The sequence below is a fragment of the Streptomyces sp. NPDC088252 genome (assembly GCF_044740965.1).
In the GTDB taxonomy this organism is placed as follows: Bacteria; Actinomycetota; Actinomycetes; order Streptomycetales; family Streptomycetaceae; genus Streptomyces.
On the sequence record NZ_JBIURS010000001.1, the window covers coordinates 200097 to 226922 of the forward strand.

Sequence of the window (26826 nt, forward strand, 5' to 3'; positions counted from 1 at the left end):
GGGCGGCGAGTGCACCGGTCCAGTGTGTGAACAGGGTCTTGCGGAGTGATCGGATGTCTTGGACGATCGGACAAGCCTGCGATGGCCGCCACCCATCCGACGGGCCCGATCTCTACCAAGGGGAGAAAGACCGTTGAAGCTGCTTCGTGTGGGAACGGCAGGTGCGGAACGGCCGGCGCTGCTGGACCGGGACGGAACCCTGCGTGACCTGTCGGGAATCGTCGCCGACATCGACAGTGCGCTGCTCGCCGACGAGTCCGCGCTCGCCCGGGTGCGGGCCGCCGCGGCCGCGCCCGGAGAGCTGCCCGCGCTCGATGCCGGGGGCCTGCGGGTCGGGCCGCCGCTCGCCCGGATCGGCAAGATCGTGTGCATCGGGCTGAACTACCACGACCACGCCGCCGAGACCGGTGCGGAGATTCCCACCGAGCCGATCCTGTTCTTCAAGGCGCCGGACACCGTCGTCGGGCCGCACGACACGGTGCTGGTGCCGCGCGGCAGCGTCAAGACCGACTGGGAGGTCGAGCTCGCCGTCGTCATCGGGCGCACCGCCCGATACCTGGAGTCCGCCGAGGAGGGACTCGCGCATGTCGCCGGATACGCGACGGCGCACGACGTCTCCGAGCGCGAGTTCCAGATCGAGCGCGGCGGCACCTGGGACAAGGGCAAGAACTGCGAGACGTTCAACCCGCTGGGGCCGTGGCTGGTCACGGCGGACGAGATCGCCGACCCGCAGGCGCTGCCGCTGAAGCTCTGGGTCAACGGTGAGCTGAAGCAGGACGGCACGACGGCCGACCAGATCTTCCCGGTGGGCGAAGTGGTCCGCTACCTCAGCCACTTCATGACGCTGTACCCCGGCGATGTGATCAACACCGGGACACCGGCGGGCGTCGCGCTGGGGCAGCCCGAGCCCAAGCCGTATCTGAGGGCCGGGGACGTCGTGGAGCTGGAGGTCACGGGGCTGGGGCGGCAGCGGCAGGAACTGAAGGACGCCTAGCGGGAAGACGCCGCGCCCGGGGCGTCCGGTGGCCGCTTCGTCCTCGATCACCGGACGGGCCGAAAAGTACTGAACTAAGACCGACCGGAGGGGTGGGGTGCCGCGTCGATGGCACCCCACCCCTCCTTCGCGTCATGCGCCGATCGTCGTCGCGAACTGTTCCAGCGCCTCGACCACCAGGGCGTGGTCCTCCGCCTGGGGCAGGCCCGAGACCGTGACCGAGCCGATGACGCCCGCGCCCTCGACCGCGATCGGGAACGAACCGCCGTGCGCGGCGTACGTGCCGGGGTCCAGGCGCGAGGCGTCGTCGAACGTCGTCCCCTTCGCCCGGAAACGGGTTCCCACCAGGTAGGAGCTCTCGCCGAACCGTTCCACGACCTTGCGCTTGCGGTCGATCCAGGCGTCGTTGTCGGCGCTCGATCCCGGCAGCGCGGCGTGGAAGAGCTGCTGTGCGCCGCGGCGGATGTCGATCGCGATCGGGGCGTGCCTCTCCCGGGCCATCGCGACGAGCAGGCCGCCGAGGGCGTACGCGTCGTCGTAGCTGAAGTGCGGCAGCGTCAGTCGGCGCTCCTGGGCGATGAGCTCGGAGATGGTCGGAGCGGTGGGGTTCATACGGGCTGCTCCTCGTTGTCGGCGGAGGCGGACGGGGGTGCGGCTGGCAGGGTCACGGTGACGCCCTCGCGGGCCGAGCGGCGGGCGGCCTCCAGGACGTCCAGGGCCGCGGCGGCCTGCAGAGCGGTCACTGGATTGTCACCCCTTCCGCGCAGCGCGTCGGTGACCGCCGCGTAGTACGCGGGGTAGTCGCCCGGCTGCGTGCGGATCGGGGCGCCGCCGCCCGTCAGCGGGGACTCGCCCGAACCGATCCTGCCCCACAGCGTCTCGGGCTCCTCGCCCCACGGACCGCCCGGCGTCGGACGCGCTCCCGCGCGCAGGGCGGCCTCCTGCGGGTCGAGGCCGTACTTCACGTAGCCGGCGGTCGAACCGAGCACCCGGAAGCGCGGACCGAGCTGGGCCGCGGTGGCGCTGACGTACAGATGCGAGCGGACCCCGTTCGCATGGGTGATCGCGAGAAACGTGTCGTCGTCGGCAGCGGCGCCGGGGCGGCGTACGTCGGACTCCGCGTACACCCGCACCGCCGGTCCGAACAGTACGAGCGCCTGGTCGACGACATGGCTGCCCAGGTCGTACAGCAGTCCGCCGATCTCCTGCGGATCGCCCGACTCGCGCCAGCCGCCCTTCGGCTGCGGGCGCCACCGCTCGAAACGGGACTCGAAGCGCTGGACGTCGCCGAGCTCGCCGTCCGCGATCAGCCGGGCGAGGGTGAGGAAGTCGTTGTCCCAGCGGCGGTTCTGGAAGACCGAGAGCAGCAGCCCGCGCTCTTCGGCGAGGGCCGCGAGCTCCCGCGCCTCGGCGGCCGTACCGGCGACCGGCTTGTCCACGACGACCGGCAGACCCGCCCTGAGCGCGGCGGTCGCGATCGGGACATGGGTCCTGTTCGGCGAGGCGATCACGATGAGATCGAGTGTGTCCGCGCGGTCCCACAGCTCCTGGGGCGACGCGGCGAACCGCACGTCGGGGAATTCGGCGCGCGCCTGCGCCCGCCGCTCCTCGTTCGACGTGACGACCGTGTCGAGGGCGAGGCCCTCGGTCGCGGCGATCAGCGGGGCGTGGAAGACGGAACCTGCCAGGCCGTAGCCGACGAGCCCGACGCGCAGGGGGGTCCCGGGCAGTCCGGGCGTCTCGTGAGTCGCGTTGCCAGTCATGCGTGTCACTTAAGCAACGCTGTTGCCAAAGTGCAAGCGACAGGGACAATGGTGCGGTGAACAGGAGTAATAGCGGCGCGAACCTGCCGACGCTGCGCAGCCACAACGCGGCGCTGCTGCTGGATCTGCTGCGGGTGGCGGGCGAGCCCGGTATCAGCAGGCTCGAACTCGCCGAGCGCACCGGGCTCACACCGCAGGCCGTCAGCAAGATCACCGCCCGGCTGCGGGCCGACGGTCTGGTGGCCGAGGCGGGCCACCGGGCCTCCACCGGCGGCAAGCCGCGCACCGTGCTGCGGCTGGTGCCGGACGCCGGGTACGCGGTCGGCCTGCACCTGGACCGTGACGAGCTGACGGTGGTGCTCGTCGACCTGGCCGGCGCGGTCGCCGCGAGCCGCACCGCCCCACTGGACTTCGGCGCCCCGGCGGACGAGGTACTGGCGACGGCGGCGGACGCGGTCGCGGCGGTGCGCGGCGCGGGCGCGGGGACGGCCGGGCGGGGCAGGGGCGTGTCGACCGCGGGCCGGCCGGTGCTCGGGGTCGGCGTGGCGGTGCCGGGGCCGCTCGACCACCGGGGCGGGGTGCTGCACCGCGTCACCGGGTTCCCGCAGTGGGACGGGTATCCGCTGCGGGACGCTCTCGCCGCGAGGACCGGGCTGCCCGTCGTCGTCGACAAGGACACCAACGCCGCCGCCCTGGGGCTCGCCCTGCGCGCGGCCGGCCCGGGCGATTTCGCCTATCTGCACCTCGGGACGGGGCTCGGCGCCGGGCTGGTCCTCGGCGGGGCGCTGCACCGCGGGGCCCGTACCGGGGCCGGTGAGTTCGGGCACCAGACCGTCCAGCTGGACGGTCCGGTGTGCGGCTGCGGCGGGCGGGGCTGCATCGAGGCGCTCTGTCTCGCCGCCGTCGCCCGCGGCGACGTCGCGGAGGCCGCCCGGGTGCTGGGCACCGGCGCCGCCAATCTCGTCGGGCTGCTCGACATCGACCGGGTGGTGCTCGGCGGCCGCACCGTCGCCGCCGATCCCGAGCCGTACGTAGGGGGCGTCCGCGCCGTGATCGACGAGCGGGCCCGCCGGGGCGGGCTCGACGCGCCGGTGCCGGTCACCGCCGCACGAGGAGGGGACCGGCCGGTCGCGGAGGGAGCCGCGCAACTGGTCCTGGCCCCGCTGTTCGGACGGGTCGGGAGCGCGGACACGGGCGAGCGCGGCGCGCGACTGGGCTGATCGAGCGGTGCCCGGCGGCCGGCCGGCCGACCCACCGGCATGTCGGTGCCGGTCGCCTCGCGCGTGCGTGGCAGCGTCGCCGTCCACGACCGGTGAACTCCGGCACACAAAGGCTGGGCGGGTGCTGAGGATCTTGGCCGGACCCGTGGCGGTCGGCGCGCACAGCTCCGGCGCCTTGTGGTTGTACGCGTCGGCCGCCGCTCCCAGGTCCGGCCAAGGTCTTCAGCGCTCTCCCAGCCGACCGTCCCGCGAGCCGCGAAGGGTGATCCCCGCATGCCCTCCACACCACCCTCGTCCGCCACGCCCTCCCCGGCCGGCTCCGGGGCGGGCCGCGCGGCCGACGCCGTGTCGCCCTTCACGTCCGGCATCGCGTCCCTCCCCACGGCGGGCCCCGTGTCCGTCCCGCTCTCCGGCGGGGCGTCCATCCCCGTGTCCACCGCCTCCGCGCGGCCCCCCTCGCCGCCCCTGCGCGTGTCGCCGCTCCCCGGGCGGACACGGCACGGGCTGGCGCTCGGGCTGGCGGCGGCGAGCGTGGTTCCCGCCGTCCTCGGCGGCGCGTCCGCCGCTCCGGCCGCCGCGGCGTCCTCGTCCGCCCCGGTCTCGAAGCCGGAGGCCGCCACCGCCGACCAGCCGCCCGCCTGCGGTGATCCGGCGGCGAGCGAGTTCCCGATCAGCGCCCGTATCCGCGGCGGCCCGGACACCTACGCGCCCGGCGGCGGCTACGGGACCTGGTACCTGGACCTGACCAACACCACCACCGAGCCGTGCCGGGCCATCCACCCGGTACTGGTCCTCACCGACGAGGACCGCAAGCTGACCTCCGACCAGATCCAGCTGAAGTTCTCCGAGCCGACCCGTCCCGAGGTGGAGCACCGGGTCAGCTGGGAGACCAGCGACCAGGACGAGCAGATCGGCGTCTTCGACGACGGCGACGACGGCGACGACACCTTCGAGGGCTTCACCATCCCCGCGGGCGGAACCGTCACCGTGGAGGTCCGGATGGCGTTCACCTCCGACACCGGCCCGGGACGGATCACCGCCAACGCCGCGATCGTCCAGCGACAGCGCGGGGCGAGCGGCACGTCCGGGAAGGACGACGGGGCCTGGGTCGGTGAGACCGACGACTACCCGTTCACCGTCGTCGACGAGGGCGGCGGGACCGATGAGCCCGATGAGCCCACGGACATCGGCGGAACCGGGGACGTCGACGAGCCCGGAGACATCGGCGGAACCAAGGACACCGTCCATACCCCCCGCGACACCCCGCGTGACGCCGCGCCCGACGGAGCCCGGACCGTCGGTGGCGGCGGGACCCCGCGTCCGGTCCGGCCCGGCCGGGCCCCGGGGGAGAGCGGTCTGCCCGAGCTGGCCGCGACCGGCTCGGACGCCGTTGCGTACGCCGGCATCACCGTCGCCGGGTTCCTGATCGGCGGCGGGGCCATGGTGCTCTGGACCCGTCGCCCGCGCCGCCAGCGCCGCTGAACCGCCCCTTCCCGCCGCCTTCCCGTCATCGGCCGTTCACGCGTGTTCATGTCCGTCTGCCACCATCGGGCGCGTGGACTACCCGCACGACCAGACACCTGGCGCACCCATCCGCTCCGGCATCCCGGAGCACGGCCGCATCCCCAAGTACTACGCGGTCAAGGCTCATGTCTCCCTCCTCATAGAGGAGTTGGGCGAGGGTGGCATGCTGCCCACCGAGCGCGATCTCGCCGAGCGCTACGAGGTCTCACGCGAGACGGTGCGCCAGGCGCTGCGCGAACTGCTGCTGGAGGGGCGGCTCGCCCGCCAGGGCCGCGGCACCGTGGTCGCGGGCCCCAAGCTGGAGCAGCCGCTCTCGCTGGCGAGCTACACGGAGGGTGTGCGCCGCCAGGGCCGTACCCCCGGCCGCCGCCTCATCGGTCTGGAGCGGTTCCCCTGCCCCGAGGCGCTGGCCGCCGACATCGGGGTGGCGCGCGGCGAACCGGTCTGGCACCTGGAGCGGGTGCTGCTCGCCGACGACGACCGGGTCGGCCTGGAGAGCACCTACGTCTCCGTCGCACGCGTACCGGATCTGGACACGGGGTTCGACCCCGACTCGTCCTTCTACGCCCATCTGCGCGACCGGCTCGGGATCTCCTTCGGCGATGCGGACGAGCGGATCGAGACCGTGCTCGCGACGCCGCGCGAGGCGCTGCTCATCGGTACGCCGCCCGCGCTGCCCATGCTGCTGATCCACCGGATCTCGCGCGACACCGACGGCGAGCCGCTGGAGCGCGTACGGACCCTCTTCCGCGGGGACAGGTTCTCCTTCACCGCACACCTGGGCGCGCAGGACGGGCGCTGAACGACTCCGGGGCGGCGGTGGCCGGCCGACCCCTCGTTATCACGAGAATGTAACGGGTCTAGTCCAAGTTTGGGGCCCAGTTCACCGTCCCGTTGCCGTGGCGATCCGTACGGGTCACCGGCCCCGAGGAGCGTGGCCGCCGTGAGAGTCATCGTCGTAGGAGCCGGCGTGGTGGGATCCATGCACGCCTGGCACGGAGTGAACCGCGGCCACGAGGTCGTACAGATCGAGCGAGAGAGCGAGGCGCGCGGGGCATCGCTCCGCAATTTCGGACAGATATGGGTCAGCGGCCGGGCCGGTGGCGAGGAGCTGGAGACCGCGCTGCGCGCCCGTGAGCTGTGGGAGGGCATCGGGGACCGGGTCCCCGATCTCGGCTTCCGGGCCTGCGGCTCGCTCACCCCGCTCCGCACCGGGCTGGAGATCGCCGTCGCCGAGGCGGCCGTCGCCCGCCCCGACGCGGCGGCCCGCGGCTACAAGCTGCTCACCGCCGACGAGGCCCGTGCGATCAACCCCGCGCTGCGCGGCGGATTCACCGCCGCCCTGTGGTGCGAGCGGGACGCCGCGGTCGAGCCGCGCACCGCCCAACTGGCCCTCAAGCGAGAGCTGTTGAAGTCGGGCCGGTATACGTACCTCGGCGGGCGCGAGGTCCGGGAGGTGGTGGGCACCGCCTCCGTCCGCGACGACCACGGCGATGTCCACACCGGTGACGCCGTGATCCTGGCCACCGGAGCCTGGCTCGGCGGACTCGTGCGCGAACTGGCCGGCCCCGATCTGCCGGTGCGCCGCGTCCGGCTCCAGATGATGCAGACCGACCCGCTCGGTGAGCGGCTCACCACCTCCGTCGCCGATGCCGACAGCTTCCGCTACTACCCGGCGTACCGCAGCGAGGCGCTGGACACCCTCGACGCCGAACAGGCGCAGGCGCCCACCGCCGCACAGCACGGGATGCAGCTCCTGATGGTCCAGCGCCGCGACGGCGGGCTGACCATCGGCGACACCCACGAGTACGAGCACCCCTTCTCCTTCGACACCGTCGAGGAGCCGTACGAGCACCTCACCGGAGTCGTCGAGTCCTTCCTCGGCCGCCCGCTGCCGAGGATCCGCCACCGCTGGGCCGGCGTCTACGCCCAGTGCACCGACACCAGCCGTGTCGTCCACCGCCGGCAGGTGCGGGACGGCGTCTGGCTGGTCACCGGTCCGGGCGGGCGCGGCATGACCTGCTCGCCCGCCATCGCCGAAACGACCGCCAACGAGCTGGGCTGGTGAAGAAGTTGAGCAACACCGACACGTCGAACACCACTGACCGGCTGAACCTGATCGTCCTCGACATGGCCGGCACCACCGTCGCCGACGGCGGCCTCGTCGAGCAGGCGTTCTCCGTCGCGGCCGAGCGCCTCGGCGTGGAGCCGGGCTCCGCCGACCACACGAAGAAGCTGGACTACGTGCGCGCCACCATGGGCGAGTCCAAGATCTCCGTCTTCCGTCACCTCTTCGGCGACGAGGACCGGGCCCAGCGGGCCAACACCGCCTTCGAGGAGGCGTACGGGGAGCTGGTGGACGGCGGCCGGATCGCGCCGGTACCGGGCGCCCGCGAGGCCATCGAAAGGCTCAAGGCCGAGGGCCGGACCGTGGTCCTGTCCACCGGATTCGCCCGCACCACCCAGGACGCCATCCTGGCCGCGCTCGGCTGGCAGGACCTGGTCGCCCTGACCCTCTGCCCGGCCGACGCGGGCGGTCGCGGCCGCCCCTGCCCCGACATGGTCCTCGCCGCGTTCCTGCGCACCGGCGCCGTCGACGGTGTCCAGCGGATCGTGGTCGCGGGCGACACCTCGTACGACATGCTCAGCGGTGTGCGCTCCGGGGCCGGGATCGTCGCGGGCGTGCTCACCGGCGCCCACGACAAGGACCGGTTGACCCGTCACGGCGCCACACATGTGCTCGGCTCGGTCGCCGAGCTCCCGGACCTGATCGCGCGGGCAGAGGCATGACGGGCGGGGCCGACACCGTCCGCAGCGGCATCAGGTTCGACCGGGTCAGCGTCGCGTACGGCGGGAACACCGTCCTCGACCGGCTCGATCTGACCGTCGAACCCGGCGAGGTCATGGCACTGCTCGGCCCCTCCGGGTCGGGCAAGACCACCGCCCTGCGCGCCGTCGCCGGATTCGTCCAGCCCGTCTCCGGCCGGGTGTACCTCGGCGACCGCGACGTCACCGGCCTGCCGCCGCACAGGCGCGGCATCGGCATGGTCGTCCAGCAGTACGCCCTCTTCCCGCACATGCGCGTCCGGGACAACGTCGCCTTCGGGCTCAAGGCCCGCAAGGTCGCCAAGGCGGAGATCCCCGAGCGGGTCGCCGAGGCACTCGAACTCGTCGGCATGGCCGGCTACGCCGAGCGCTACCCGCGCGAACTCTCCGGCGGCCAGCAGCAGCGCGTCGCCATCGCCCGCGCGCTGGCCATCCGCCCCGGCGTTCTCCTGCTGGACGAGCCGCTCTCCGCGCTCGACGCCCAGCTGCGCTCCGGAATGCTCGCCGAACTGGCGCGACTGCACCGGGAGCTGCCGGACGTCTCCATCCTGTACGTCACCCACGACCAGGTGGAGGCGCTCACCCTCGCCGACCGGATCGCGGTCATGGACAAGGCGCGGCTGCAGGACTGCGGCACCCCGCAGGAGCTGTACCGCCGTCCGCGTACCGAGTTCACGGCGTCGTTCGTCGGCAACGCCAATCTGCTGCCGGTCACCGTCGCCGACGGCGCCGACACCGTCGACTTCGCGGGGCGCGCACTCGACGTAGCGACCGGCGAAGTGCCCGGCGGTGCCACCGCCACGCTGTGCGTCCGGCCCCACCTGGTCGGGCTCGGCGACGGGCCCAACGCCCTGAGCGGCACCATCGCCGAGGTCCAGTGGCGGGGCTCCACGCACCGGCTGTACGTCGACATCGACGGGCACCGGGTCAAGGCGGACCTCCGCGAACTGCGCGAGACCCCGGCGCTCGGTGACGAGGTCACGCTGCACTTCGCGGCCGAGGACGCGGTACTGCTCCCCGTGGGCGCGGCGCCGGGAGCCGGGGGAGGGGCCGATGGCTAGCACCGCGCACCCCGTCACGCCCGGTATCACGGCGGCGAAGACGCCCCGTCAGCGCACCGGCGGCGGTGGGACCGGCCCGTCCGGGGCGACGCCCCCGGCGGCCGGCCCGCAGGCCCCGGCCCGCGAGGCCCGCCGCATCCCCCGCTTCGTCTGGGCGCTGCCGCCCGTCGCCGTCCTCGCGCTCGTCTTCCTCTACCCGCTGGCCCTCGTCGTCCAGCAGTCCTTCAGCCCGGACGAGGGCGGCACCTCGCTCGCCCCGTACGGCGAGGTGTTCGCCTCCGAGTCGTTCCGCTCCGCGCTGACGACCACCGTCTGGCTGGCGGCCGGCTCGACCGTCGGATGCCTGGTGCTGGGCTTCGTCCTGGCCATGGTCATCGCGTTCGTGCCGTTCCCCGGCGGCAAGGCGGTCGCCAAGTTCATCGACGTCTTCCTCTCCTTCCCGTCGTTCCTGATCACGCTCGCCCTGCTGTTCATCTACGGCAGCGTCGGCATGGCCAACGGCCTCTGGACGGACGTCACCGGGGCGTCGAGCGGCCCCTTCGACTTCGTCACCACTCCGTGGGGTGTCCTGCTCGCCGAGATCACCTACTTCACCCCGTTCGTGATGCGCCCCCTGCTCGCCGCGTTCTCCCAGCTCGACAGCGCGCAGCTGGAGGCGGCTTCCTCGCTGGGCGCGAAGCCGGCCCGGATCGTGCGGCAGGTGATCCTCCCCGAGGCGGTTCCCGCGCTCGCAGCGGGCGGCAGCCTCGTCCTCGTGATGTGTCTCAACGAGTTCGGCATCGTGCTGTTCACCGGCGCGAAAGGGGTCACGACCCTGCCGATGCTCGTCTACAGCAAGGCGATCCTGGAGTCCGACTACCCGGCAGCCTGTGTCGTCGCAGTCGTCAACATCGCGATCTCCGTGGGTCTCTACAGCCTGTATCGGATGGTGAGCCGCCGTGTTGGTGCATAGCCGTACGGGGAAGTGGGCCGCCCGGGCCGTGTTCTTCGTGCTCTTCGTCCCCCTGTTCGCGGTGCCGCTGCTGGTCATCCTCGCCGCGTCGTTCACCACCAACTGGTCCGGCGCCTTCCCCTCGGGGCCGACCACCGGGCATTACGCGGCCGCGACCGGCGGCGACTCCCTGCAGGCCCTGACCACCAGCCTGATCACCGCCGTCAGCGCCAGTCTGCTCGCCCTCACCGTCGGTTCCTGGGCCGCCCTGGCCGCCGCCTCGCTGCGCAGCCGCGGCAGGAGGTTCCTTGACGCGCTGTTCATGCTGCCGGTCGCCGTGCCGTCCGTCGTCGTGGGCCTCGCCGTGCTCGTCGCCTTCAGCAGACCGCCGATGCTGCTGAACGGGACGAGCTGGATCGTGATCCTGGCGCACACGATTCTTGTCACGGCGTTCGCCTATTCGTCGGTTTCGGCGGCGACAGTGCGTCTCGACCCGATGTACGAACAGGCGGCGGCCAGTCTCGGCGCCCGGCCCTCGTACGTCCTGTGGCGCATCAAGCTGCCGCTCCTGCTGCCGTCCCTCACGGCGGCGGCGGGGCTCTGCTTCGCACTGTCCATGGGTGAGCTGAGCGCCACGATGATGCTCTACCCGCCGGACTGGACACCGCTCCCGGTGCGGATCTTCGCGGCCACCGACCGCGGCTCGCTCTTCACCGGAGCGGCCGTCGCCGTGGTCCTGATGGGAACGACGCTGCTCGTGCTGCTCGGCGTCTCCCGGATCCGCACCAGGGCCTCGTTCCGCTGATCCGCCGACACCCCCGTACTGACTCCGGCCGGCTCCCGGCCGACTTCCAGGAGATACGACTGCCATGCGCAAGAACCACCTCAAGCCCATAGCCGCCGTCAGCGGCTGTCTCGCCCTCGCCGCCACCCTCTCCGCCTGCGGCGGCTCCTCGGCCGCTTCCGACGAGAAGGTCGTGACCGTCTACAGCGCCGACGGCCTCAGGGGCGAGAACGGCGACGGCTGGTACGACAAGGTCTTCAAGGACTTCGAGAAGAAGACCGGCATCAAGGTCAAGTACGTGGAGGGCGGCTCCGGCGAGATGGTGCAGCGCGCCGTCCGCGAGAAGTCCAACACCCAGGCCGATGTGCTGGTCACGCTGCCGCCGTTCATCCAGCAGGCCGACAGCAAGGGGCTGCTGGCGGCGTACGCGCCGGCCGGTTCCGACCAGGTCGACGGCGCCGACAAGGCGTCCGACTCCAAGTGGACCTCGGTCGTCAACAACTACTTCGGGTTCATCTACAACAAGAAGGAGCTGAAGTCGGCACCCACCACCTGGGAGGAGCTGCTCGACGGCAGGTTCAAGAACAAGATCCAGTACTCCACCCCCGGAGTCGCCGGTGACGGCACGGCCGTCCTCATCAAGGCCATGCACGACTTCGGCGGCAAGGAGCCGGCGATGGCGTACCTGAACAAGCTCCAGGCCAACAACGTCGGCCCGTCCGCCTCCACCGGCAAGCTCGCCCCCAAGGTCGACAAGGGCGAACTGCTCGCCGCCAACGGCGACGTCCAGATGAACTACGCGCAGTCCAAGGACATGCCCGACCTCGGGATCTGGTTCCCCGCGAAGGAGGGCGGCAAGCCCACCACGTTCGCCCTGCCGTACGCGGCCGGCCTGGTCGACAAGGCCCCGCACAGCGTCAACGGCAGGAAGCTGCTCGACTTCATGCTCTCCGAGCAGGCCCAGAAGGACGTCAGCGCGGTCGGCGGAGGGTTCTCCGCCCGCAAGGACGTCGAGGCCACCGACGCCAACGCCCTCGCACTCGCCGAGCTGATGGACGGCGTCGAGGTCTTCGCGCCCGACTGGTCGGACATCGGCACCAACCTGGACACGTACGTCGGGGCCTGGAAGTCGGCCACCGGCAGCTGACCGCGGCCCGCAGACGCATCGCAGGGAAACCGGGCCCCGGCACATCGTCGCGAAAGGATAACGGGTCTGGTCCGTCCGGTCGGATCGCGCCGGGCCGATCCAACCGGACGGCCGTGGTCCAGGTCCCGGCTCGCACCGAGCGCTCCGGCAGTACCTGTCGGTCGAACGGACGCTCTAAAATCGGGGACGTCGGCGCTGCACAACGCGGTGCCGCCGGCGTCCCCGCACACGGCGTACGGCAGGAGTCCCACATGGCAGAGCGCAAGCCGATCTCATCCTGGCTCACCGACATGGACGGAGTCCTGATCCACGAGGGGACGCCGATCCCCGGGGCGGATGCCTTCATCAAGCGGCTGCGGGACTCGGGGTTGCCCTTCCTGGTCCTCACCAACAACTCGATCTACACCGCGCGTGACCTGCACGCCCGCCTCGACCGCATGGGCCTCGACGTGCCCGTGGAGAACATCTGGACCTCCGCCCTGGCCACCGCCCAGTTCCTGGACGACCAGCGGCCCGGCGGCACGGCGTACGTCATCGGAGAGGCCGGGCTCACCACCGCTCTGCACGACATCGGCTACGTCCTGACCGACCACGACCCCGATTACGTGGTCCTCGGCGAGACCCGTACGTACAGCTTCGAGGCGCTCACCAAGGCGATCCGGCTGATCAACGGCGGCGCCCGCTTCATCTGCACCAACCCGGACGAGACCGGCCCGTCCGCCGAGGGCCCGCTGCCCGCGACCGGGTCCGTCGCCGCCCTCATCACCAAGGCCACCGGCAAGGCCCCGTACTTCGCCGGCAAGCCCAATCCGCTGATGATGCGCACCGGGCTCAACGCGATCGGGGCCCACTCCGAGTCCAGCGCCATGATCGGCGACCGGATGGACACCGACGTGCTGGCCGGCCTGGAGGCGGGGATGCAGACGTTCCTGGTCCTGACCGGTCTCACCACCGTCCCCGATATCGACAAGTACCCCTTCCGGCCGTCCAGGGTCGTCGATTCCATCGCCGACCTGGTCGACCTCATCGACGCGGGCTGAGCCCGGCGGGCGCCGCCGGGAGAGGGGCGGGGACGATCCGGGGCGGTCCCCGCGCGCCCCGTTCCCCCCGCTCCTGCGGATGCGGAATGCCGACGCAGGCGTGAACCTTTCCTGAGGAGGTTTACGATGCGTTCCATACCCCTCACGTTCTGTGCCGTCGCGGTGGTCGCGGCGACCATGGTGCCGGCTTCCGCCGCACTGGCCGACTCCGGCACCGGTTCCGGCCCGGGGACGGGCACCGGCAGTCGTGCCGGCCTCTCTGTGACCCCGCTCTCCGCCGCCCCGGGCGATGGGGTGGACCTGCGGCTGGACAGCTGCGAGGGCAAGGAGGCGAAGGGCGAATCCGACGCCTTCGTCTCCGAGGCACGGTTCTCGCCCGCCACGGACGGGGGCCTCTCCGCCGAGGCCCGGATCAGCTCGGACGCCTCCCCGGGCGACCACGACATCCGGGTCGTCTGCTCGGACGGCCGGGGCACCACGATGTCCGGCAAGGTCACGGTCGCCGACCGGAACAGACCCACGCCGCTGGCCCCGGTCCGCGCCGGAGGGGGCGGCACCGCCCTGCTCAACGAACAGAGCGCCCATCAGAACGGCCCCGGCCTCGTGCACGCGGTGATCGGCCTGGCCCTGGCCGCCGTCGCGGTCGCCGTCGTCGTGTTCCGCAGCGTGCGCCGTCGCCGCCCGGCCAAGGACTGACGTGTCCGCCCCGGACCGCCCCTCGGACCACGGCCGACTGCTCACCGGAGTGGCCTGGGCCGTCCTGCTGATGGGCCTGTGGCTCTGGGGCCGCGACATCACCGACGGCTCCGGCGCCAGTTCCGCCCCGACCACCGGCGACATCGCCGCGGTCGGACGCCCGCTCGGCGTCCCGCTGCCGCCGCCGCACGACCCGGTCGAGGGCTCCGTGCCGAAGCGGGTCGAGATCCCGTCGCTCGGTATCGAGGCGCCCGTGATCGCCCGGGGCCTGGACGGGGACGGTGCGATCGAACCACCGTCGTTCGACATCCCCCGGACCGTCGGCTGGTACGGCGACGGCACCGAGCCCGGCGCGAAGGGCCCCGCCCTCTTCGTCGGCCACGTCGACACCGAGACCGAGCCGGCCGTCTTCTACGGACTGAGCGCGGCCCGCCCCGGCGCCAAGGTCGAGGTGACCCGCGCGGACGGCAGCGTCGCCGAATTCACCGTCGACGACGTCCAGGTCTTCACGCGTGAACGCTTCAACGCCGACAAGGCCTACGGCCCCCGCAAGCAGGGCCGCGCGGAACTCCGCCTGATCACCTGCGGTGGCACCTACGACCGGGCATCGCACTCCTACGACGCGAATGTGGTCGTGTCGGCCTACCTGACCGGAAGGAAGTCCGGCGGGAGCGACGGCACCTGAGGCCGTGGGCGGCGCACGGCCTCGCCGTCGATGTGTCCAACTTCCTTACCGCGGCGAACAGTACGGCAGCCGTACAGCATCATCCCGACCGTCGGGTCGATCTGCGCGCCCGAGACACCCGTCCCCAGGGTCGGAGCACAACTCGGTGCCGCGAGAGTCCAGTTCAGGGCGGACGCCGGGTAGAGGTGATCAACTCGGTGACAGTCGAGGAGCTTGCCCGCGGGGGGCGGGAAGAACTCCTTCCGGTACTGCTCGCGGTCGTCTCGTACGTCCCCGCGGCCGGCGGGGCTGCCGGGTGAAGGGATCCGCCCACGCCGTCGGGCCCTCGCCGAGCTGTGGTTGCCGTCCTCGGTCCGCGCGTGGTGCGGGCCCTCCTGTGGCGGAGGAGACCGAGCCGCTGCGTGACGGGAGGGTGACCGTGTGTCCGCGGCGGGCCGACTGTGCGCGACCGCGCGTCGGCTGCGTGGTGGTTACGTGATACCCGCGAAGGCGGCGATGTGGAGGCCTTCTTCGGAAACGAGCAAGACCCCCTCACACGTAGTGAGGGGGTCTTGACTTTGCGTGCGCCGCCAGGGACTCGAACCCCGGACCCGCTGATTAAGAGTCAGCTGCTCTAACCAACTGAGCTAGCGGCGCCTGCTGACCTGGAGAACTCTACCCGAAGGTGGGGCGTGCTCCTGACCATTTCCAGCCCCTCACGGCCTGTCGGATGGTCGTTTTTTCTCTTCTGTCCGTCAAAATGCATTATGTCAGGAGAGTTGAGACACTGACGCCCGTGCAGATGCGCCCAAAGATCTTGACGAGTGCGGAGGGGAATCGCATGACTGTGCCGGCTTTCGAGGAGTACGTGCCCGACATCGACTGCGTCTGTGCGGGCTGCGCCGCGCAACGGCGAACTGCCGCCGGTGCCTTGCCCGTGCGGTACGGAGGTCATCCGGCCGCACATGGCGCGCGCCGTGCGCTGGTGCTGGTCACCGCGGCCGGCGTGGTGCTGAGCACCGGCGCTGCGGAGGCGGCGAGCGCGCCGGGCGACCGGCCGGTGGAGTCGGCCGGAGCCGCCCGGACGGACGGGACGACGGCGTCGACGGCTCCGGCGGACCCGGCCGACGAGGGCGACCCGCTCGCCCGGGCCGACGGGGATCCGGACAGCCCGCAGGGCAGGCCCGGACCGCTGAAGGGCGCGGGGGCCTCGGGCCCGCCCTCGTCCACGGGCAGCACGCTGCCCAGGACCAGCAGGGCCGCGATCATCAACCGCGCGAAGAAGTGGGTGGCCGCGCAGGTTCCGTACAGTATGAACAAGTACTGGTCCGACGGATACCGGCAGGACTGCTCCGGCTATGTGTCGATGGCCTGGAACCTGCCCGGCAACGAGTGGACCGGCAGCCTCGCCAAGTTCGGGCAACGGATCGCGCGGAAGGATCTGCAGCCGGGCGACATCCTGCTCTTCCACAATCCGGCAGACCCCGCGAAGGGCTCGCACGTCACGATCTTCGGCGGCTGGACCGACTACACGCACACCCACTACACGGCGTACGAGCAGACGAAGCCGCACACCCGCAAACAGACGACGCCCATGGCGTACTGGACCAACTCCGGCAAGTACGTCGCCTACCGGTACAAGGGGCTCAGCAGCGGGAGCGGCAGCGGAGGCAGCGGTCCGTCGTCGTCGACGGAGTTCCCGGGCGCCGGGAAGTTCGGTCCCGGAGCGAGCAACGAGTACGTCACCCGGCTCGGCAAGATGCTCGTGGAGCGGGGCGGCAAACGTTTCTACAAGGTCGGTCCCGGCCCGGTCTGGGGCGACGCCGACCGGCTCGCGACGCGGGCCTTCCAGAAGGCCCAGGGCTGGAAGGGCAAGGAGGCGGACGGGATCCCCGGCCCCGACACCTGGCGGTTGCTGATCGGTGGAACCGGTCGTGACGTCCCCACCGGAAGTGGAGACGCTCAGGGGGGTTCGAACCCTGATTCGACGTTCCCGGGCCGTGGCCACTTTCGGCCCGGCCAGTCCAACAGCCATGTCGACAGGCTCGGCAAGCAGTTGGTGAAGAAGGGATACGGCACGTACTACCGGTCGGGACCGGGGCCCCGCTGGACCGAGGCGGACCGGCGCAATGTCGAGGCATTCCAGCGGGCCCAGGGCTGGCGGGGCGGAGCGGCCGACGGCTACCCCGGTCCGGAGACCTGGCGGCGACTCTTCGCGTGACACGACGGCGGACATGCATGACGGAGGCGGGAATGGGATCCACGGTGTCGGACAGGTCCGGAACCCCGCAGGACGGGAGGGGACGGGAAGAGGAGCAGGGGGTCGACGGGAGGCCGGGCACGGCTCCGGTTCCGGGAGCGGGCGGGGGGCCGGATACGGCTCCGGGGGCGGAGGCGGAGGCGGCTCCCGACCGGGCGGCCGGTGCGGGCCCGGGGCCGGGTTCCGCCCGGGACGTGGAGTCGGGCGCGGATCCGGACTCCGTGGTCGACCTCGTGCTGGACCTGGTGCCGAGGAAGTCCGTGGACTCCGCGACGCTCGGCGCGGCCTCGGCCGCCGTGTCGGTCCCGGCCATGGGTGCCGCACCTGTCCCGGCCGCGGGTGCCGCACCTGTCCCGGCCGTGGGTGCCGCACCTGTCCCGGCCGTGGGTGCCGCACCTGTCCCGGCCGCGGCTTCGGCCGGCGCGGCCGTCGAGGACTCGGTGCCGGGCCCCGCGCCCGTGCCGGCCTTGGCCGGGCACCGCACCGGGCCCGGTTCCGACACCCCGTTCCCGTCCCCCTCCTCCCGGCACCGGGCGGCAGCCGACACCGTCTTCGGCTCCCTCCCCGTCTCCGGGGGCGACGGGGTCGAGCGGTCCGGCGGCAGCCCGTGGGGCGCCGGGCGGCACCACGCCGTCATCGCCGGTGAGCGGACCGCGTCCATTCCCGTGCACCTGCTCTTTCGCGAGGACTCCGCACACACCGACGCCGCCGCGCTCCCCGCCGGTGCGCTGCCCGGGGGAGCCGACGGCGGCGGCCCGGCGGTGCGGGTGCGGCGACCGCCCGCGCCGAGGGGACCGCGGGTGCGGCCGTCGACGAGGCCGGCACCGGCCGGTGACGCCCGGCTGGCCGAGCGGCCGGGGCCCGCGCTGCCCGGCTGGGTCGCGCTGCTCGCCGGACTGGCCGGGATCGGCGCGGGGTTCGCCGTCCTCTGGTGGGTCGGCGCGCTGCCCGCCGTCGTGCCGGACCGGCTCGGGATCGGCTCGCGTCCGTACCAGGGAATCGGCCTCGGGGCCTGGGCGGCGCTCGCCGCGCTGGTCACGGTGGTGCTCTTCGCTCTCGGCGGTCTGAGCCGCGGACGGGTCGGGTACGCCTGGGTGCTGACGCTCTTCGGCGAGTACCGGGGGAGCGTGCGCCGGACCGGACTGATGTGGATCAGCCCCCTGCTGCTGCGCCGCCGCGTCGACGTGCGTCTGCGGCACTGGCGCAGCGAACCGCTCCCCTCGGTGGACGCCAACGGTACGGCGCTGCGCGTCGTCGTCCTCGTCGTGTGGCGGATCAGGGACACCGTACGGGCGACGCTCGGGGTCGCCGACCACGAGACGTATCTGCGCGAACAGGTCGAGGCGGCGATGGCCCGGGTCCTTTCGCAACTGCCCGCCGACGCGTTCCACGAGGACGCGCACACGCTGCGCGACGCGGAGGCGGTCGGTGACGCGCTGACCCGCATGCTCAAGGCCGACTGCGAACCCGTCGGCATCGAGGTGTACTCGGCGCAGCCGACCGGCATCGAGTACGCGCCCGAGGTCGCCGCGGCCATGCAGCGGCGCAGGATCGCCGCCATCGACGCCAAGCACCGTGACAGCGTGCTGACTTCGGTGGTCGACGCGGTCGACGACACTGTCAACCGGCTGACCGCGAGGGGGATCGTGGAGCTGGACGACTACGAACGGAAGTCACTGGTCAGGGACTTGACGGTGGCCTTCTACACCGGACGCAGTGGCGGGGAGGGGGCCTGAGGGCCTCGTGGGGGCGCTCGGGAGGCGAAGCGGAATCCAACTCCCATTGGTCTGGACATGTTCATATCCCGTCAATAATCTAAGGCTTGGTCTAGACCGCAACACGCGCGCAGCAGGGCTCATGGAACCTCCCCCACGTTCTTGAGGAGCGACAGCAATGCGTAAACGGGCAAGCGCGGCCGTAGTCGGCCTGGCGGTGGCGGCCGTCTCGATGTTCGCGACGAGCAGCGCCGGCAGCCACGGCTACACCGACAACCCCATCAGCCGTCAGAAGCTCTGTGCCAACGGCACGGTGACGGGCTGCGGCAACATCCAGTGGGAGCCGCAGAGCGTCGAGGGCCCCAAGGGCTTCCCGGCCGCGGGTCCGGCCGACGGCAAGATCTGCTCCGGCGGTCACTCCGAGTTCGCCCAGCTCGACGACCCGCGCGGTGGCAACTGGCCGGCCACCGCCGTCACGGCCGGGCAGGGCTTCAGCTTCCGCTGGCAGTTCACCGCACGCCACGCCACGACGGACTTCCGCTACTACATCACCAAGGACGGCTGGGACCCCACCAAGCCGCTCACCAGGGCCGACCTGGAGCCGCAGCCCTTCATGACGGTGCCGTACGGCGGCAAGCAGCCCCCGGCGACCCTGACCCAGCAGGGCACCATCCCCACCCAGAAGACCGGGAAGCACATCATCCTGAGCGTCTGGAACATCGCCGACACGGCCAACGCGTTCTACGCCTGCTCCGATGTGCAGTTCTGACGCATAGTCGACGTCCGTGCGGAGCGGGGCGGCCCCACCCGGGCCCGCCCCGCTGCGCCCCACCCGGGGGCTGCCGCTGACCGGGACCGGTGAGGGGCACCGGTTGCCCGGGCGCCGCGCCCCGATCCGGGCCGACCCACCCGATCCACCCGATTCACATGAGAGCCCCTAACTCGTCAGGGCCAGTTCGTCCCGGCTCGCCGGTGCGGTGTTCTGCCGCCGCAGCAGCGTCACGGCCAGCACCGCCCCCACCAGCAGCAGGGCGGCCCCCGCCACCGAGGCGTACTGCATGCTGTGCACGAACGCCTCCCGCCCGACGGAGATCAGCGAATCGTCTCCCGTGGCCACCGCACCCGGCAGCGTCTTGCGGGCGGCCTCCGGTGCCGAGCCCGGCATCTCCGCGGTGTAGACCGCCGTGGCCACCGCACCCAGCAGGGCCATGCCCATCGCGCCGCCGAACTCCTGGCCGGTCTCCAGCAGCGAGGCCGCCGAACTGGCCCTCGCGGGCGGGGCGGTGGACAGCGCCAGATCCGAGACGAGCGCCATCACGGTGACGATGCCGCAGCTCATCACGGCGCAACCGCCCAGCAGCAGCCACAGCGAGTCCGTACCGGTCAGGGCGAGGACGGAGAAACCGGCGGCGGCGATCACGAAACCGGCGCAGATGACACGCGTGCGGTCGGTCCGCTGGGCGATCGCCGTGGCCGTCGGGGCCGCGGCTCCCACCGCCAAGGACGGGGCCAGGCTCCACAGCGCGGCCTCCATCGTGCCCATGCCGAGGACCGACTGCAGATACTGCGTGGTGAAGAACGAGGAGCCCATCATGGCGAACGTGGCCAGTGCGTTCAGCCCGATGCCCGCCGCGAAGCCGCGGTCCCGGAACAGCTCCCGGCCGATCATCGCGTCGCCGCGACCGCGCTGACGGCGGACGAAGAGCCACCCGACGAGGAGCCCGGCGGCGATGAACAGCCCGCGCGGCACGTCGAACCCGTGGGCGGCGCTCTCCTTGACCCCGTAGACGACGGGCAGCACGGCGCCCATCGACAGCGGCACGCTCAGGAAGTCGAACCGGCCGGGGTTCGGGTCCTTGGACTCCGGAACCAGCACCGGCACCAGGACCAGCAGCAGCACCATCGCCGGCACATTGATCAGAAAGACCGAGCCCCACCAGAAGTGCTCCAGCATGACACCGCTGAGCACCGAGCCGAGCGCGATCCCGCCGGCCATGGCACCCGACCAGATGCCGATGGCCCGGCCCCGCTGCCGCTCGTCGCGGAACATGCTCCGCACGAGCCCCATCGTCGACGGCATCAGCGTCGCACCGCCGATCCCGAGCACGGCGCGGGCCGCGATCAGCATCTCGGGACTGGTGGAGTACGCGGCGACGACGGACGCGGCACTGAACGCGAACGCGCCGAGGAGCAGCAGCTTGCGGCGGCCGATCCGGTCGCCGAGCGAGCCCATCGTGATGAGCAGGCCGGCCAGGGCGAAGGCGTACACATCGAAGATCCAGAGCTGTTGAGTGGCGCTGGGTGCGAGGTCCCGGTCGATGGACGGGATCGCGAAGAAGAGGACGGAGACGTCCATCGAGACGAGGAGGAGGGGGAGCAGGAGGACCACGAAGGCGGTCCATTCCCGGCGACCGGCGAGGTCGCCGCGCGCGGCGGTGGTGCTCGTGGCTTTCGTCATGCCTGGGAATATACGGACGTGTAATACGATTGTCTAGCACGATTGTGTAAGACGTTCGTTCATTACCTTGGGCAGCAAAAACGCACTGGGCGGTTCACGTGTGTACGTGAACCGCCCAGTGCGTTGTCTGTGCGCCGCCAGGGACTCGAACCCCGGACCCGCTGATTAAGAGTCAGCTGCTCTAACCAACTGAGCTAGCGGCGCCTGCTGACAGGAAAATAGTACCTGCTCCCGAGGGGTACTGATGACACCGGGAATGAATGAGGGCAGAGCCGGACGAAACCGGATGGGACGGTCCGAACCGGTTCGATCCGGGAAGGCCGAGTCGGCCGGAGCGGCATCGAACCTCTCCGCTCCCTGGGGGCGAGGCCGCCCCGGGATGCCCCGCGCGGCGTCAGAGCGCCAGCGACAGGAGCACGGGCGCCGCCCGACGGTTGAGCGTGTCCGCCGCCGCGCGCAGGCGATGCGCGTCCTCGATCGGCAGCGACAGTGCCAGGCATCCCGCCGACGAGCCGGCCGTGAGCGGCACCGCCGCGCACACCGTGCCGACCGCGTACTCCTGGATGTCGAGCACCGGGACCGTGGCCGGCTGGCTGTCCAGCTTGGAGAAGAGGACCTTCTCGTTGGTGATCGTCCGTGAGGTGAGCCGGGCCGTCTTGTGGCGCGAGAGATGGTCGCGGCGGCCGTTCCGGTCGAGCTGGGCCAGCAGGCACTTGCCGACCGCCGACGCGTGCGCGGAGGAGCGGAAGTCCACCCATTCGTTCACGGCGGGGGTGCGGGGACCGTCGGCGTACTGCGTGACGCGGATCTCGCCGTCGACGTACCGGCTGATGTAGACCGCAGCGCCGACCGAATCGCGCAGCTGTGCCAGCATCCCCTGGAGCTTGGTCTCCAGTGCCTGTCTACGGGCCGCGCCGGAACCCAGGAGCAGCAGCGAGGAGCCGATGACGTAGGCGCCGTCGGTGATCTGCTCGACGTACCCTTCGCGGCGCAGCGTCAGCAGCAGGGAGGTGAGGTGCCCGAGCGGCAGCCCCGTCTCCCGGGAGATCTGGGTGTCCGTCACACCGTTGCCGTGCTTGGAGACCGTTTCGAGAACACGAAGGGCGTACTGCACCGAATGGAACGGTGCGGTCGGTTCGGGCTTCAACGTCACGGTTTCCCCCCACCAGGTTGTGACCGCAAGCTCTGCCCTCACGATAGCCGCCAAGGGCCCTTTCCGGGACGGGTGTTGGTGATGTCACGGTGCGCCCCCGGCTCCAGGAGCTGGGGCGCATCCGTTTGGCATATGTCAGAGTCAATGACGCGGGACGAGTGCCGAGGTCACAGCACCGCGGCCAGGAATTCGCGCGTACGTTCGTGTGCAGGATCGGTGAAGATTTTTTCCGGCGGACCCGACTCGACCACGCGTCCGGCATCGAACATCAGTACCGTCTTTGAGACGTCCCGGGCGAAGTTCATCTCGTGGGTCACACAGAGCATGGTGATGTCGGTGTTCCTCGCGATGTCGCTCAGCAGCTCCAGCACGCCGGCCACCAGCTCCGGGTCGAGCGCGGACGTCACCTCGTCCAGCAGCAGGATCTCCGGCCGCATCGCCAGCGCGCGGGCGATCGCCACCCGCTGCTGCTGTCCGCCGGAGAGCTGGGAGGGGTGCGCGTCGGTCTTTCCCGAGAGTCCGACCAGATCGAGCAGCTCGCGGGCGCGCGCCTCCGCCTCGTCGCGGTCCATGCCCAGCACGCTGACCGGGGCCTCGGTGATGTTCTGCAGCACCTTCATGTTGGGGAAGAGGTTGAACTGCTGGAAGACCATGCCGATCTTCTTCCGGGCCTCGCGCAGATGCTTCTCGGTCGCCGGCCTCAGCGACCCGTCGGGTGCCTCGACGTGGGACAGCGGGGCGCCGTCCACCCAGATGACACCGTCGCTGACCTTCTCCAGCGTCATCAACAGCCGCAGGATGGTGGTCTTTCCCGAGCCGCTGGGCCCGATCAGGGTGACGTGCTCGCCGCGCCGCACCGAGAAGTCCAGGCCGTCGAGTACGACATGGTCCCCGTACCGCTTCACGACGTGGTCGAAGCGGACCAGCGGCTGGCCGGTCCCCGGTGCGGCGGAGACCGGTGCGGAGTCCCCCGGGACCGGGGTCGCCGTCTTGTTCAGAGGGAGGGGTTCAGTGGCCAAGGCGCTTCTCCAGCTTTCTCATCAGCAGCGAGGTGGGGTAGCTCGCGACCAGGAAGACCAGCCCGGCGAGCGTGAATGCCTCGGTGTACGCGAAGTGGTCGGCGCCGTACTTCCGCGCCTCGAAGACCATTTCCTGCACCGTGATCACGGCGAGGAACGGGGTCTCCTTGAACATCGCGATCGCGTAGTTGCCGAGGGCGGGCAGCACATTGCGCACCGCCTGCGGCAGGATCACGGCCTGCCAGGTCCGCCGGGGGCCGAGCGAGAGCGCCCGGCAGGCCTCCCACTGGCCCTTCGGCACGCCGTCGATCCCCGCGCGGTACACCTCGGAGGTGTACGTGGCGTAGTGGACACCCAGCACCACGATGCCGGTCACCAGCGGCTCCACCGAGGTGAACAGGGCCGCCGCGCCGACGAGTTGGACGAGCAGCGGGGTGGACCGTATGAACTCCGTCACGACCCGCACCGGTATCGTCACGAACCGGCTCGGGGCCCGTCCGGCGACCGCGATGGCGAGCCCGAGGACCGCGGCGACGAGCGTGCCGAGCACGGTCGCGAGCAGTGTGACCTCGAAACCTCGCAGGAGCAGGGGCAGGGCGTCCCCGGCGGCGTTCCAGTCGAAGCCGTTCACCGGGCACCTCCGGTCGCCGACGCGACGGCTTCCGTGGCGCTGCGGCTGCGCAGCAGCGAGCCCGCACCGGTCGCCAGACCGAGCCGGCGCTTGGCGCTCCGCTCCAGCAGGTTCATGAACAGGGTCAGCGCGTAGGCCAGGACGAAGTAGACGACCAGCAGGGTCAGGTACGCGGTGAGCGTCTCACCGGTCCGGTCGCGCAGCTGCTGGACCACGGTCATCAGGTCGGCCGCGGAGATCAGCCACAGCAGCGGGGTGCACTTGAGCAACTGGATCAGCAGATTGGTGAAGGACGGGATCATCTGCACCCAGGCCTGCGGAAGGATCACCTTCCGCATCCGGTGCGACGGCGTCATGTTCAGCGCGACGGCCGCCTCGTACTGGGCGCGCGGTACGGAGTTGATCGCCCCCCGCACCACCTCGGCCCCGTACGCGCCGTAGTTGAGACCGAAGGCGACGACACCGCAGAGCAGCGGCGTCAGTTCGTACCCCGTCAGCGTCGGCATCGCGTAGTAGAGCCAGAACAGCTGGATGTAGAGCGAGGTGCCGCGGAAGAACTCCACGACCACGCGGGACACACCGCGCAGCACCAGCAGCCGGCCGACCGACATCAGGCCGAGGACGAACGACAGGAGCAGGGCGGCCAGTGCGCCGAGGACGGTGGCTTCGAGAGTCACCCACAATCCCGAGCGCAACTGCGGCAGATCGTCGAAGAGGGCGGTGAAGAAATCACTCATGCGGTGCGGTCCGTCCCCGTCAGCCCTTGCACAGATCGGCCGTCCTCAACGTGGCCGGCGGGAGCTCGGTGGCCCCGAAGCCGTAGTCCCGGAGCAGGCCCACATAGCGTGAGCCGTCCGAGACGATCTTCTTCAGCTCACGGTTGAAGGCGTCCCGCAGGTCCTCGTTGCCCTTGCGGAAGACGGCGCCGCCGGGGCTGTACTGCTTCTTGCCGTCGAGCTCGGGCAGGAAGGGTTCGGTGACCTCGGTGTCGGGATTCGTCTTCGCCAGCCAGCGCAGCGAGATGCCGGTGAGCAGGAACGCGTCGATCCGGCCGCCCTTGACCGCGTCCGCGCCGTCCTGCGGCTTCTGCAGCGACTTGATCCGGTCCTTGGCGATACCGGCGCCCTCGGCGTACGAGCCCTCGACGGCGCCCGACATCACGCCCACGGTGATCCCGGCGGCCTTCGCCGACGCCAGGTCGGTGACCTTCCCCGGGTTGCCCTTCTTCACCATCAGCGCGGTGGGCGAGATGAACTCGGGCTCGGAGAACAGGGCGTTGGCGCAGCGCTCCGGTGTGATCGCCATGCCGGCGCTGACCACGTCGTACTTGCCCGCCTGCAGTCCCGGGATCAGGCCGTCCCACTCGGAGAGGGTGGGCTTCAGCTCGTCGACGCCGAGGGCCTTGAAGATCTCCCGGTGCAGGGTGGGAGCCTCGCCCTTGAGCTGCTTGCCCTCCAGATAGCCGTACGGGGCCTCATTGGCGTACGCGACCCGGACGAAGCCCTGCTTGCGGAGCTTGTCGAGCGCCCCCGCACCGTCCGCCGAACCGGCGTCCGTCCTGCTGCATGCGGAGAGCAGACCGGGGACGACGAGCAGGCCACCCACGGCTGCGGATCGGTTGAGGAAGCCCCTGCGGGACAGGTCGGGGAAGTCAGCCATGGTTCGTGATCTCCTGGAGCGGGCGAACAGTCCGGACAGGGGGAGCGCCTGCCCGATCCCGAGCGTCTATGCAGGAAGACGCCGCCTGTGATCGAACGGTGGCCGGAAGGTGACCTTCCCGTGTCCGTTCGCGGGCGGAATGCGACGGCCGGTGCGCAGCGCGTACGGCCGTGCCGGGAAAGGCCCATGACCACCCGTCATGGGGAGATGCCCGTCATGGAAGGCTGAAACGGGCGACGGGCCGGACCGGTCGAGCTCACTCGTTCCGGTCCCGCACGGGGACGTACCCGCGCCGCTTGTCCACCACGTTCGGCAACGGCTCACCCGCCGCCCAGAGTTCGTACATCTCCACGAACTGCTCGCCCAGCCGGTCACGCCAGCCCGCCGTGTCGCCGCTCATGTGCGGCGACACGATCAGATCCGGCACGCCCCAGAGCGGGCTGTGCGGCTCCAGCGGCTCCCGCTCGAACACATCGAGCGCCGCGCCCGCGATCCAGCGCTTGCGCAGCGCGGCGGCCAGATCGTCCTCCACGACCAACGGTCCGCGCCCCACGTTGATGAAGCGGGCCGAGGGCTGCATCAGCCCGAAGAACCGCGCGTCGAACATGGAACGGGTCGACTCCGTGAGCGGCGCCGCGCAGATCACCCAGTCGGCCATGGAGGCCAGCCGGTCCAGCTCCGCCACCCCGTGGATGGTGCGCCGCGCGCTGCGTCCCACGAGCGCCACCTGGACCCCGAGGGCGATCAGCATCCTGGTGATCTCCCGTCCGACGGGGCCCGCGCCGACGACCACCGCACGGCTGCCCGCGAGCTGGACGCTCTCCCTGTGGCACCACAGCCGCCGCTGCTGGAGCTCCAGCGTGCGGGGGAGGTCCTTGGCGAACGCCAGCACCAGACCCGTCACGTACTCGGCGATGGGCCGCTCGAAGATGCCCCGCGCGTTGGTCACCACCGTGTCGGACGCGGTCAGCTCTGGGCAGAGCAGCCGGTCCACGCCCGCGCTGGCCGTATGCACCCACGCCGGGCGCGGCCCGTCGCCGGGCCAGGCGGCCCGTACCGCGTCGGAGGTGAAGTCCCACACCAGCAGCACGTCGGCCGCCGGAAGCCGTGCGGCGAGTCCGGCCTCGTCGGTGTACCGGATGTCGGCCCTGCCGGTCAGCCGGCCGAGACGCGGCGACGGGTCGGTGTCCAGGACGAGCAGGGTGGGCTCTGACATGAGGGACGGTCGCTCCGCTGCCTCTGGGATGTGCGGATTGACCACGCTCGCAGCCACGCCCGTCT

Annotated in this window: 25 protein-coding genes and 2 tRNA genes; 16 read left to right on the forward strand and 11 right to left on the reverse strand. The window is 71.3% G+C overall.

What is annotated here, in order from left to right; translation table 11 throughout:
* The first annotated feature begins 133 nt into the window (after positions 1 to 133).
* On the forward strand, positions 134 to 994 hold the full coding sequence (locus ACIOHC_RS00910) for a fumarylacetoacetate hydrolase family protein (RefSeq protein WP_351073330.1): 861 nt from the start codon (positions 134 to 136) through the stop codon (positions 992 to 994).
* 132 nt (positions 995 to 1126) lie between these two features.
* Here the strand turns inward: ACIOHC_RS00910 and ACIOHC_RS00915 are convergent, their stop codons facing one another.
* Together ACIOHC_RS00915 and ACIOHC_RS00920 are read right to left on the reverse strand one after the other, a co-directional pair.
* Entirely contained in the window at positions 1127 to 1606 is a 480-nt protein-coding gene (locus tag ACIOHC_RS00915; RefSeq protein WP_351073328.1) for a heme-degrading domain-containing protein, read from the reverse strand.
* Positions 1603 to 2757 carry a Gfo/Idh/MocA family oxidoreductase gene (locus tag ACIOHC_RS00920; protein WP_351073326.1) on the reverse strand — a complete coding sequence of 385 codons (1155 nt, stop codon included), beginning with the start codon at positions 2755 to 2757 and terminating at the stop codon, positions 1603 to 1605. The genes ACIOHC_RS00915 and ACIOHC_RS00920 overlap by 4 nt, the downstream gene beginning before the upstream one ends.
* Before the next feature lie 56 nt (positions 2758 to 2813).
* On the opposite strand from ACIOHC_RS00920, the gene ACIOHC_RS00925 reads away from it, so the two are divergent.
* The 12 genes from ACIOHC_RS00925 (at position 2814) to ACIOHC_RS00980 (ending at position 14671) form a co-directional block, all read left to right on the forward strand.
* A complete protein-coding gene (locus ACIOHC_RS00925) occupies positions 2814 to 3977 on the forward strand; it encodes an ROK family transcriptional regulator (protein WP_351073324.1) in 1164 nt (387 codons plus the stop codon).
* Between the two features lie 273 nt (positions 3978 to 4250).
* A complete protein-coding gene (locus tag ACIOHC_RS00930; protein WP_401840827.1) occupies positions 4251 to 5459 on the forward strand; it encodes a hypothetical protein in 1209 nt (402 codons plus the stop codon).
* 73 nt (positions 5460 to 5532) lie between these two features.
* Complete coding sequence (locus tag ACIOHC_RS00935; protein ID WP_351073320.1) at positions 5533 to 6303, forward strand: GntR family transcriptional regulator; 771 nt, start codon at positions 5533 to 5535, stop codon at positions 6301 to 6303.
* A gap of 141 nt (positions 6304 to 6444) precedes the next feature.
* Entirely contained in the window at positions 6445 to 7569 is a 1125-nt protein-coding gene (locus ACIOHC_RS00940; RefSeq protein WP_401840830.1) for a TIGR03364 family FAD-dependent oxidoreductase, read from the forward strand.
* Positions 7566 to 8291: a phosphonatase-like hydrolase gene (locus ACIOHC_RS00945; protein WP_351073316.1), complete on the forward strand. Its 726-nt coding sequence runs from the start codon at positions 7566 to 7568 to the stop codon at positions 8289 to 8291. The genes ACIOHC_RS00940 and ACIOHC_RS00945 overlap by 4 nt, the downstream gene beginning before the upstream one ends.
* Positions 8288 to 9388 (forward strand): ABC transporter ATP-binding protein, encoded by a 1101-nt coding sequence (locus ACIOHC_RS00950; RefSeq protein ID WP_389635889.1) that lies wholly within the window; start codon positions 8288 to 8290, stop codon positions 9386 to 9388. The genes ACIOHC_RS00945 and ACIOHC_RS00950 overlap by 4 nt, the downstream gene beginning before the upstream one ends.
* Positions 9381 to 10340: a 2-aminoethylphosphonate ABC transporter permease subunit gene (locus ACIOHC_RS00955; protein ID WP_389635887.1), complete on the forward strand. Its 960-nt coding sequence runs from the start codon at positions 9381 to 9383 to the stop codon at positions 10338 to 10340. The genes ACIOHC_RS00950 and ACIOHC_RS00955 overlap by 8 nt, the downstream gene beginning before the upstream one ends.
* Complete coding sequence (locus ACIOHC_RS00960) at positions 10327 to 11124, forward strand: ABC transporter permease subunit (RefSeq protein WP_351073310.1); 798 nt, start codon at positions 10327 to 10329, stop codon at positions 11122 to 11124. Before ACIOHC_RS00955 ends, ACIOHC_RS00960 begins: the two co-directional genes overlap by 14 nt.
* A 64-nt stretch (positions 11125 to 11188) precedes the next feature.
* Entirely contained in the window at positions 11189 to 12250 is a 1062-nt protein-coding gene (locus tag ACIOHC_RS00965; protein ID WP_401840835.1) for a 2-aminoethylphosphonate ABC transporter substrate-binding protein, read from the forward strand.
* Between the two features lie 251 nt (positions 12251 to 12501).
* Positions 12502 to 13290, forward strand: coding sequence for an HAD-IIA family hydrolase (locus ACIOHC_RS00970; protein ID WP_351073306.1), 789 nt, complete (start codon positions 12502 to 12504; stop codon positions 13288 to 13290).
* 126 nt (positions 13291 to 13416) lie between these two features.
* Complete coding sequence (locus ACIOHC_RS00975; protein ID WP_365692403.1) at positions 13417 to 13986, forward strand: hypothetical protein; 570 nt, start codon at positions 13417 to 13419, stop codon at positions 13984 to 13986.
* A gap of 1 nt (position 13987) precedes the next feature.
* The gene (locus tag ACIOHC_RS00980) at positions 13988 to 14671 is read left to right on the forward strand and encodes a class F sortase (RefSeq protein ID WP_351073303.1); all 684 of its coding nucleotides are present in this window, start codon (positions 13988 to 13990) and stop codon (positions 14669 to 14671) included.
* A gap of 562 nt (positions 14672 to 15233) precedes the next feature.
* Here ACIOHC_RS00980 and ACIOHC_RS00985 read toward each other — a convergent pair.
* Positions 15234 to 15307: transfer RNA gene (locus ACIOHC_RS00985), tRNA-Lys, on the reverse strand.
* A gap of 184 nt (positions 15308 to 15491) precedes the next feature.
* On the opposite strand from ACIOHC_RS00985, the gene ACIOHC_RS00990 reads away from it, so the two are divergent.
* From ACIOHC_RS00990 to ACIOHC_RS01000, 3 genes are all read left to right on the forward strand, one after another.
* Positions 15492 to 16871, forward strand: a complete 1380-nt coding sequence (locus ACIOHC_RS00990) for a peptidoglycan-binding protein (RefSeq protein ID WP_365692401.1) — start codon at positions 15492 to 15494, stop codon at positions 16869 to 16871.
* 32 nt (positions 16872 to 16903) lie between these two features.
* Entirely contained in the window at positions 16904 to 18646 is a 1743-nt protein-coding gene (locus ACIOHC_RS00995) for an SPFH domain-containing protein (RefSeq protein WP_365692400.1), read from the forward strand.
* A 157-nt stretch (positions 18647 to 18803) separates the two neighbouring features.
* On the forward strand, positions 18804 to 19394 hold the full coding sequence (locus tag ACIOHC_RS01000) for a lytic polysaccharide monooxygenase auxiliary activity family 9 protein (protein WP_351073298.1): 591 nt from the start codon (positions 18804 to 18806) through the stop codon (positions 19392 to 19394).
* 168 nt (positions 19395 to 19562) lie between these two features.
* On the opposite strand, the gene ACIOHC_RS01005 is transcribed toward ACIOHC_RS01000, so the two are convergent.
* The 8 genes from ACIOHC_RS01005 to ACIOHC_RS01040 form a co-directional block, all read right to left on the reverse strand.
* The gene (locus ACIOHC_RS01005) at positions 19563 to 21083 is read right to left on the reverse strand and encodes an MFS transporter (RefSeq protein ID WP_351073296.1); all 1521 of its coding nucleotides are present in this window, start codon (positions 21081 to 21083) and stop codon (positions 19563 to 19565) included.
* Positions 21084 to 21213: 130 nt separating this feature from the next.
* A tRNA-Lys gene (locus tag ACIOHC_RS01010) sits at positions 21214 to 21287 on the reverse strand.
* Positions 21288 to 21477: 190 nt separating this feature from the next.
* Positions 21478 to 22236 carry an IclR family transcriptional regulator C-terminal domain-containing protein gene (locus ACIOHC_RS01015; RefSeq protein WP_351073294.1) on the reverse strand — a complete coding sequence of 253 codons (759 nt, stop codon included), beginning with the start codon at positions 22234 to 22236 and terminating at the stop codon, positions 21478 to 21480.
* Positions 22237 to 22403: 167 nt separating this feature from the next.
* The gene (gene ehuA / locus ACIOHC_RS01020) at positions 22404 to 23255 is read right to left on the reverse strand and encodes an ectoine/hydroxyectoine ABC transporter ATP-binding protein EhuA (protein WP_365692399.1); all 852 of its coding nucleotides are present in this window, start codon (positions 23253 to 23255) and stop codon (positions 22404 to 22406) included.
* Positions 23245 to 23886: an ectoine/hydroxyectoine ABC transporter permease subunit EhuD gene (gene ehuD / locus ACIOHC_RS01025; RefSeq protein WP_351073290.1), complete on the reverse strand. Its 642-nt coding sequence runs from the start codon at positions 23884 to 23886 to the stop codon at positions 23245 to 23247. The genes ehuA and ehuD overlap by 11 nt, the downstream gene beginning before the upstream one ends.
* Positions 23883 to 24623, reverse strand: a complete 741-nt coding sequence (gene ehuC / locus ACIOHC_RS01030) for an ectoine/hydroxyectoine ABC transporter permease subunit EhuC (protein WP_351073288.1) — start codon at positions 24621 to 24623, stop codon at positions 23883 to 23885. The genes ehuD and ehuC overlap by 4 nt, the downstream gene beginning before the upstream one ends.
* Positions 24624 to 24642: 19 nt before the next feature.
* Positions 24643 to 25545 carry an ectoine/hydroxyectoine ABC transporter substrate-binding protein EhuB gene (gene ehuB, locus ACIOHC_RS01035; protein ID WP_351073286.1) on the reverse strand — a complete coding sequence of 301 codons (903 nt, stop codon included), beginning with the start codon at positions 25543 to 25545 and terminating at the stop codon, positions 24643 to 24645.
* A 256-nt stretch (positions 25546 to 25801) separates the two neighbouring features.
* Positions 25802 to 26761 carry a D-2-hydroxyacid dehydrogenase gene (locus ACIOHC_RS01040; RefSeq protein ID WP_365692397.1) on the reverse strand — a complete coding sequence of 320 codons (960 nt, stop codon included), beginning with the start codon at positions 26759 to 26761 and terminating at the stop codon, positions 25802 to 25804.
* Positions 26762 to 26826: the final 65 nt, after the last annotated feature.

Excerpts from the sequence above, each read along its gene's own strand:
- ACIOHC_RS01000 (WP_351073298.1), top strand. The coding sequence starts at position 18,804 with ATGCGTAAACGGGCAAGCGCGGCCGTAGTCGGCCTGGCGGTGGCGGCC.
- ACIOHC_RS00990 (WP_365692401.1), top strand. The coding sequence starts at position 15,492 with ATGACTGTGCCGGCTTTCGAGGAGTACGTGCCCGACATCGACTGCGTC.
- ACIOHC_RS00955 (WP_389635887.1), top strand. The coding sequence starts at position 9,381 with ATGGCTAGCACCGCGCACCCCGTCACGCCCGGTATCACGGCGGCGAAG.
- ACIOHC_RS00975 (WP_365692403.1), top strand. The coding sequence starts at position 13,417 with ATGCGTTCCATACCCCTCACGTTCTGTGCCGTCGCGGTGGTCGCGGCG.
- ehuC (WP_351073288.1), bottom strand. The coding sequence starts at position 24,623 with ATGAGTGATTTCTTCACCGCCCTCTTCGACGATCTGCCGCAGTTGCGC.
- ACIOHC_RS01005 (WP_351073296.1), bottom strand. The coding sequence starts at position 21,083 with ATGACGAAAGCCACGAGCACCACCGCCGCGCGCGGCGACCTCGCCGGT.
- ACIOHC_RS00930 (WP_401840827.1), top strand. The coding sequence starts at position 4,251 with ATGCCCTCCACACCACCCTCGTCCGCCACGCCCTCCCCGGCCGGCTCC.
- ACIOHC_RS00915 (WP_351073328.1), bottom strand. The coding sequence starts at position 1,606 with ATGAACCCCACCGCTCCGACCATCTCCGAGCTCATCGCCCAGGAGCGC.
- ACIOHC_RS00965 (WP_401840835.1), top strand. The coding sequence starts at position 11,189 with ATGCGCAAGAACCACCTCAAGCCCATAGCCGCCGTCAGCGGCTGTCTC.
- ACIOHC_RS00920 (WP_351073326.1), bottom strand. The coding sequence starts at position 2,757 with ATGACTGGCAACGCGACTCACGAGACGCCCGGACTGCCCGGGACCCCC.
- ehuB (WP_351073286.1), bottom strand. The coding sequence starts at position 25,545 with ATGGCTGACTTCCCCGACCTGTCCCGCAGGGGCTTCCTCAACCGATCC.
- ACIOHC_RS00970 (WP_351073306.1), top strand. The coding sequence starts at position 12,502 with ATGGCAGAGCGCAAGCCGATCTCATCCTGGCTCACCGACATGGACGGA.
- ACIOHC_RS00995 (WP_365692400.1), top strand. The coding sequence starts at position 16,904 with ATGGGATCCACGGTGTCGGACAGGTCCGGAACCCCGCAGGACGGGAGG.
- ACIOHC_RS00950 (WP_389635889.1), top strand. The coding sequence starts at position 8,288 with ATGACGGGCGGGGCCGACACCGTCCGCAGCGGCATCAGGTTCGACCGG.
- ACIOHC_RS01040 (WP_365692397.1), bottom strand. The coding sequence starts at position 26,761 with ATGTCAGAGCCCACCCTGCTCGTCCTGGACACCGACCCGTCGCCGCGT.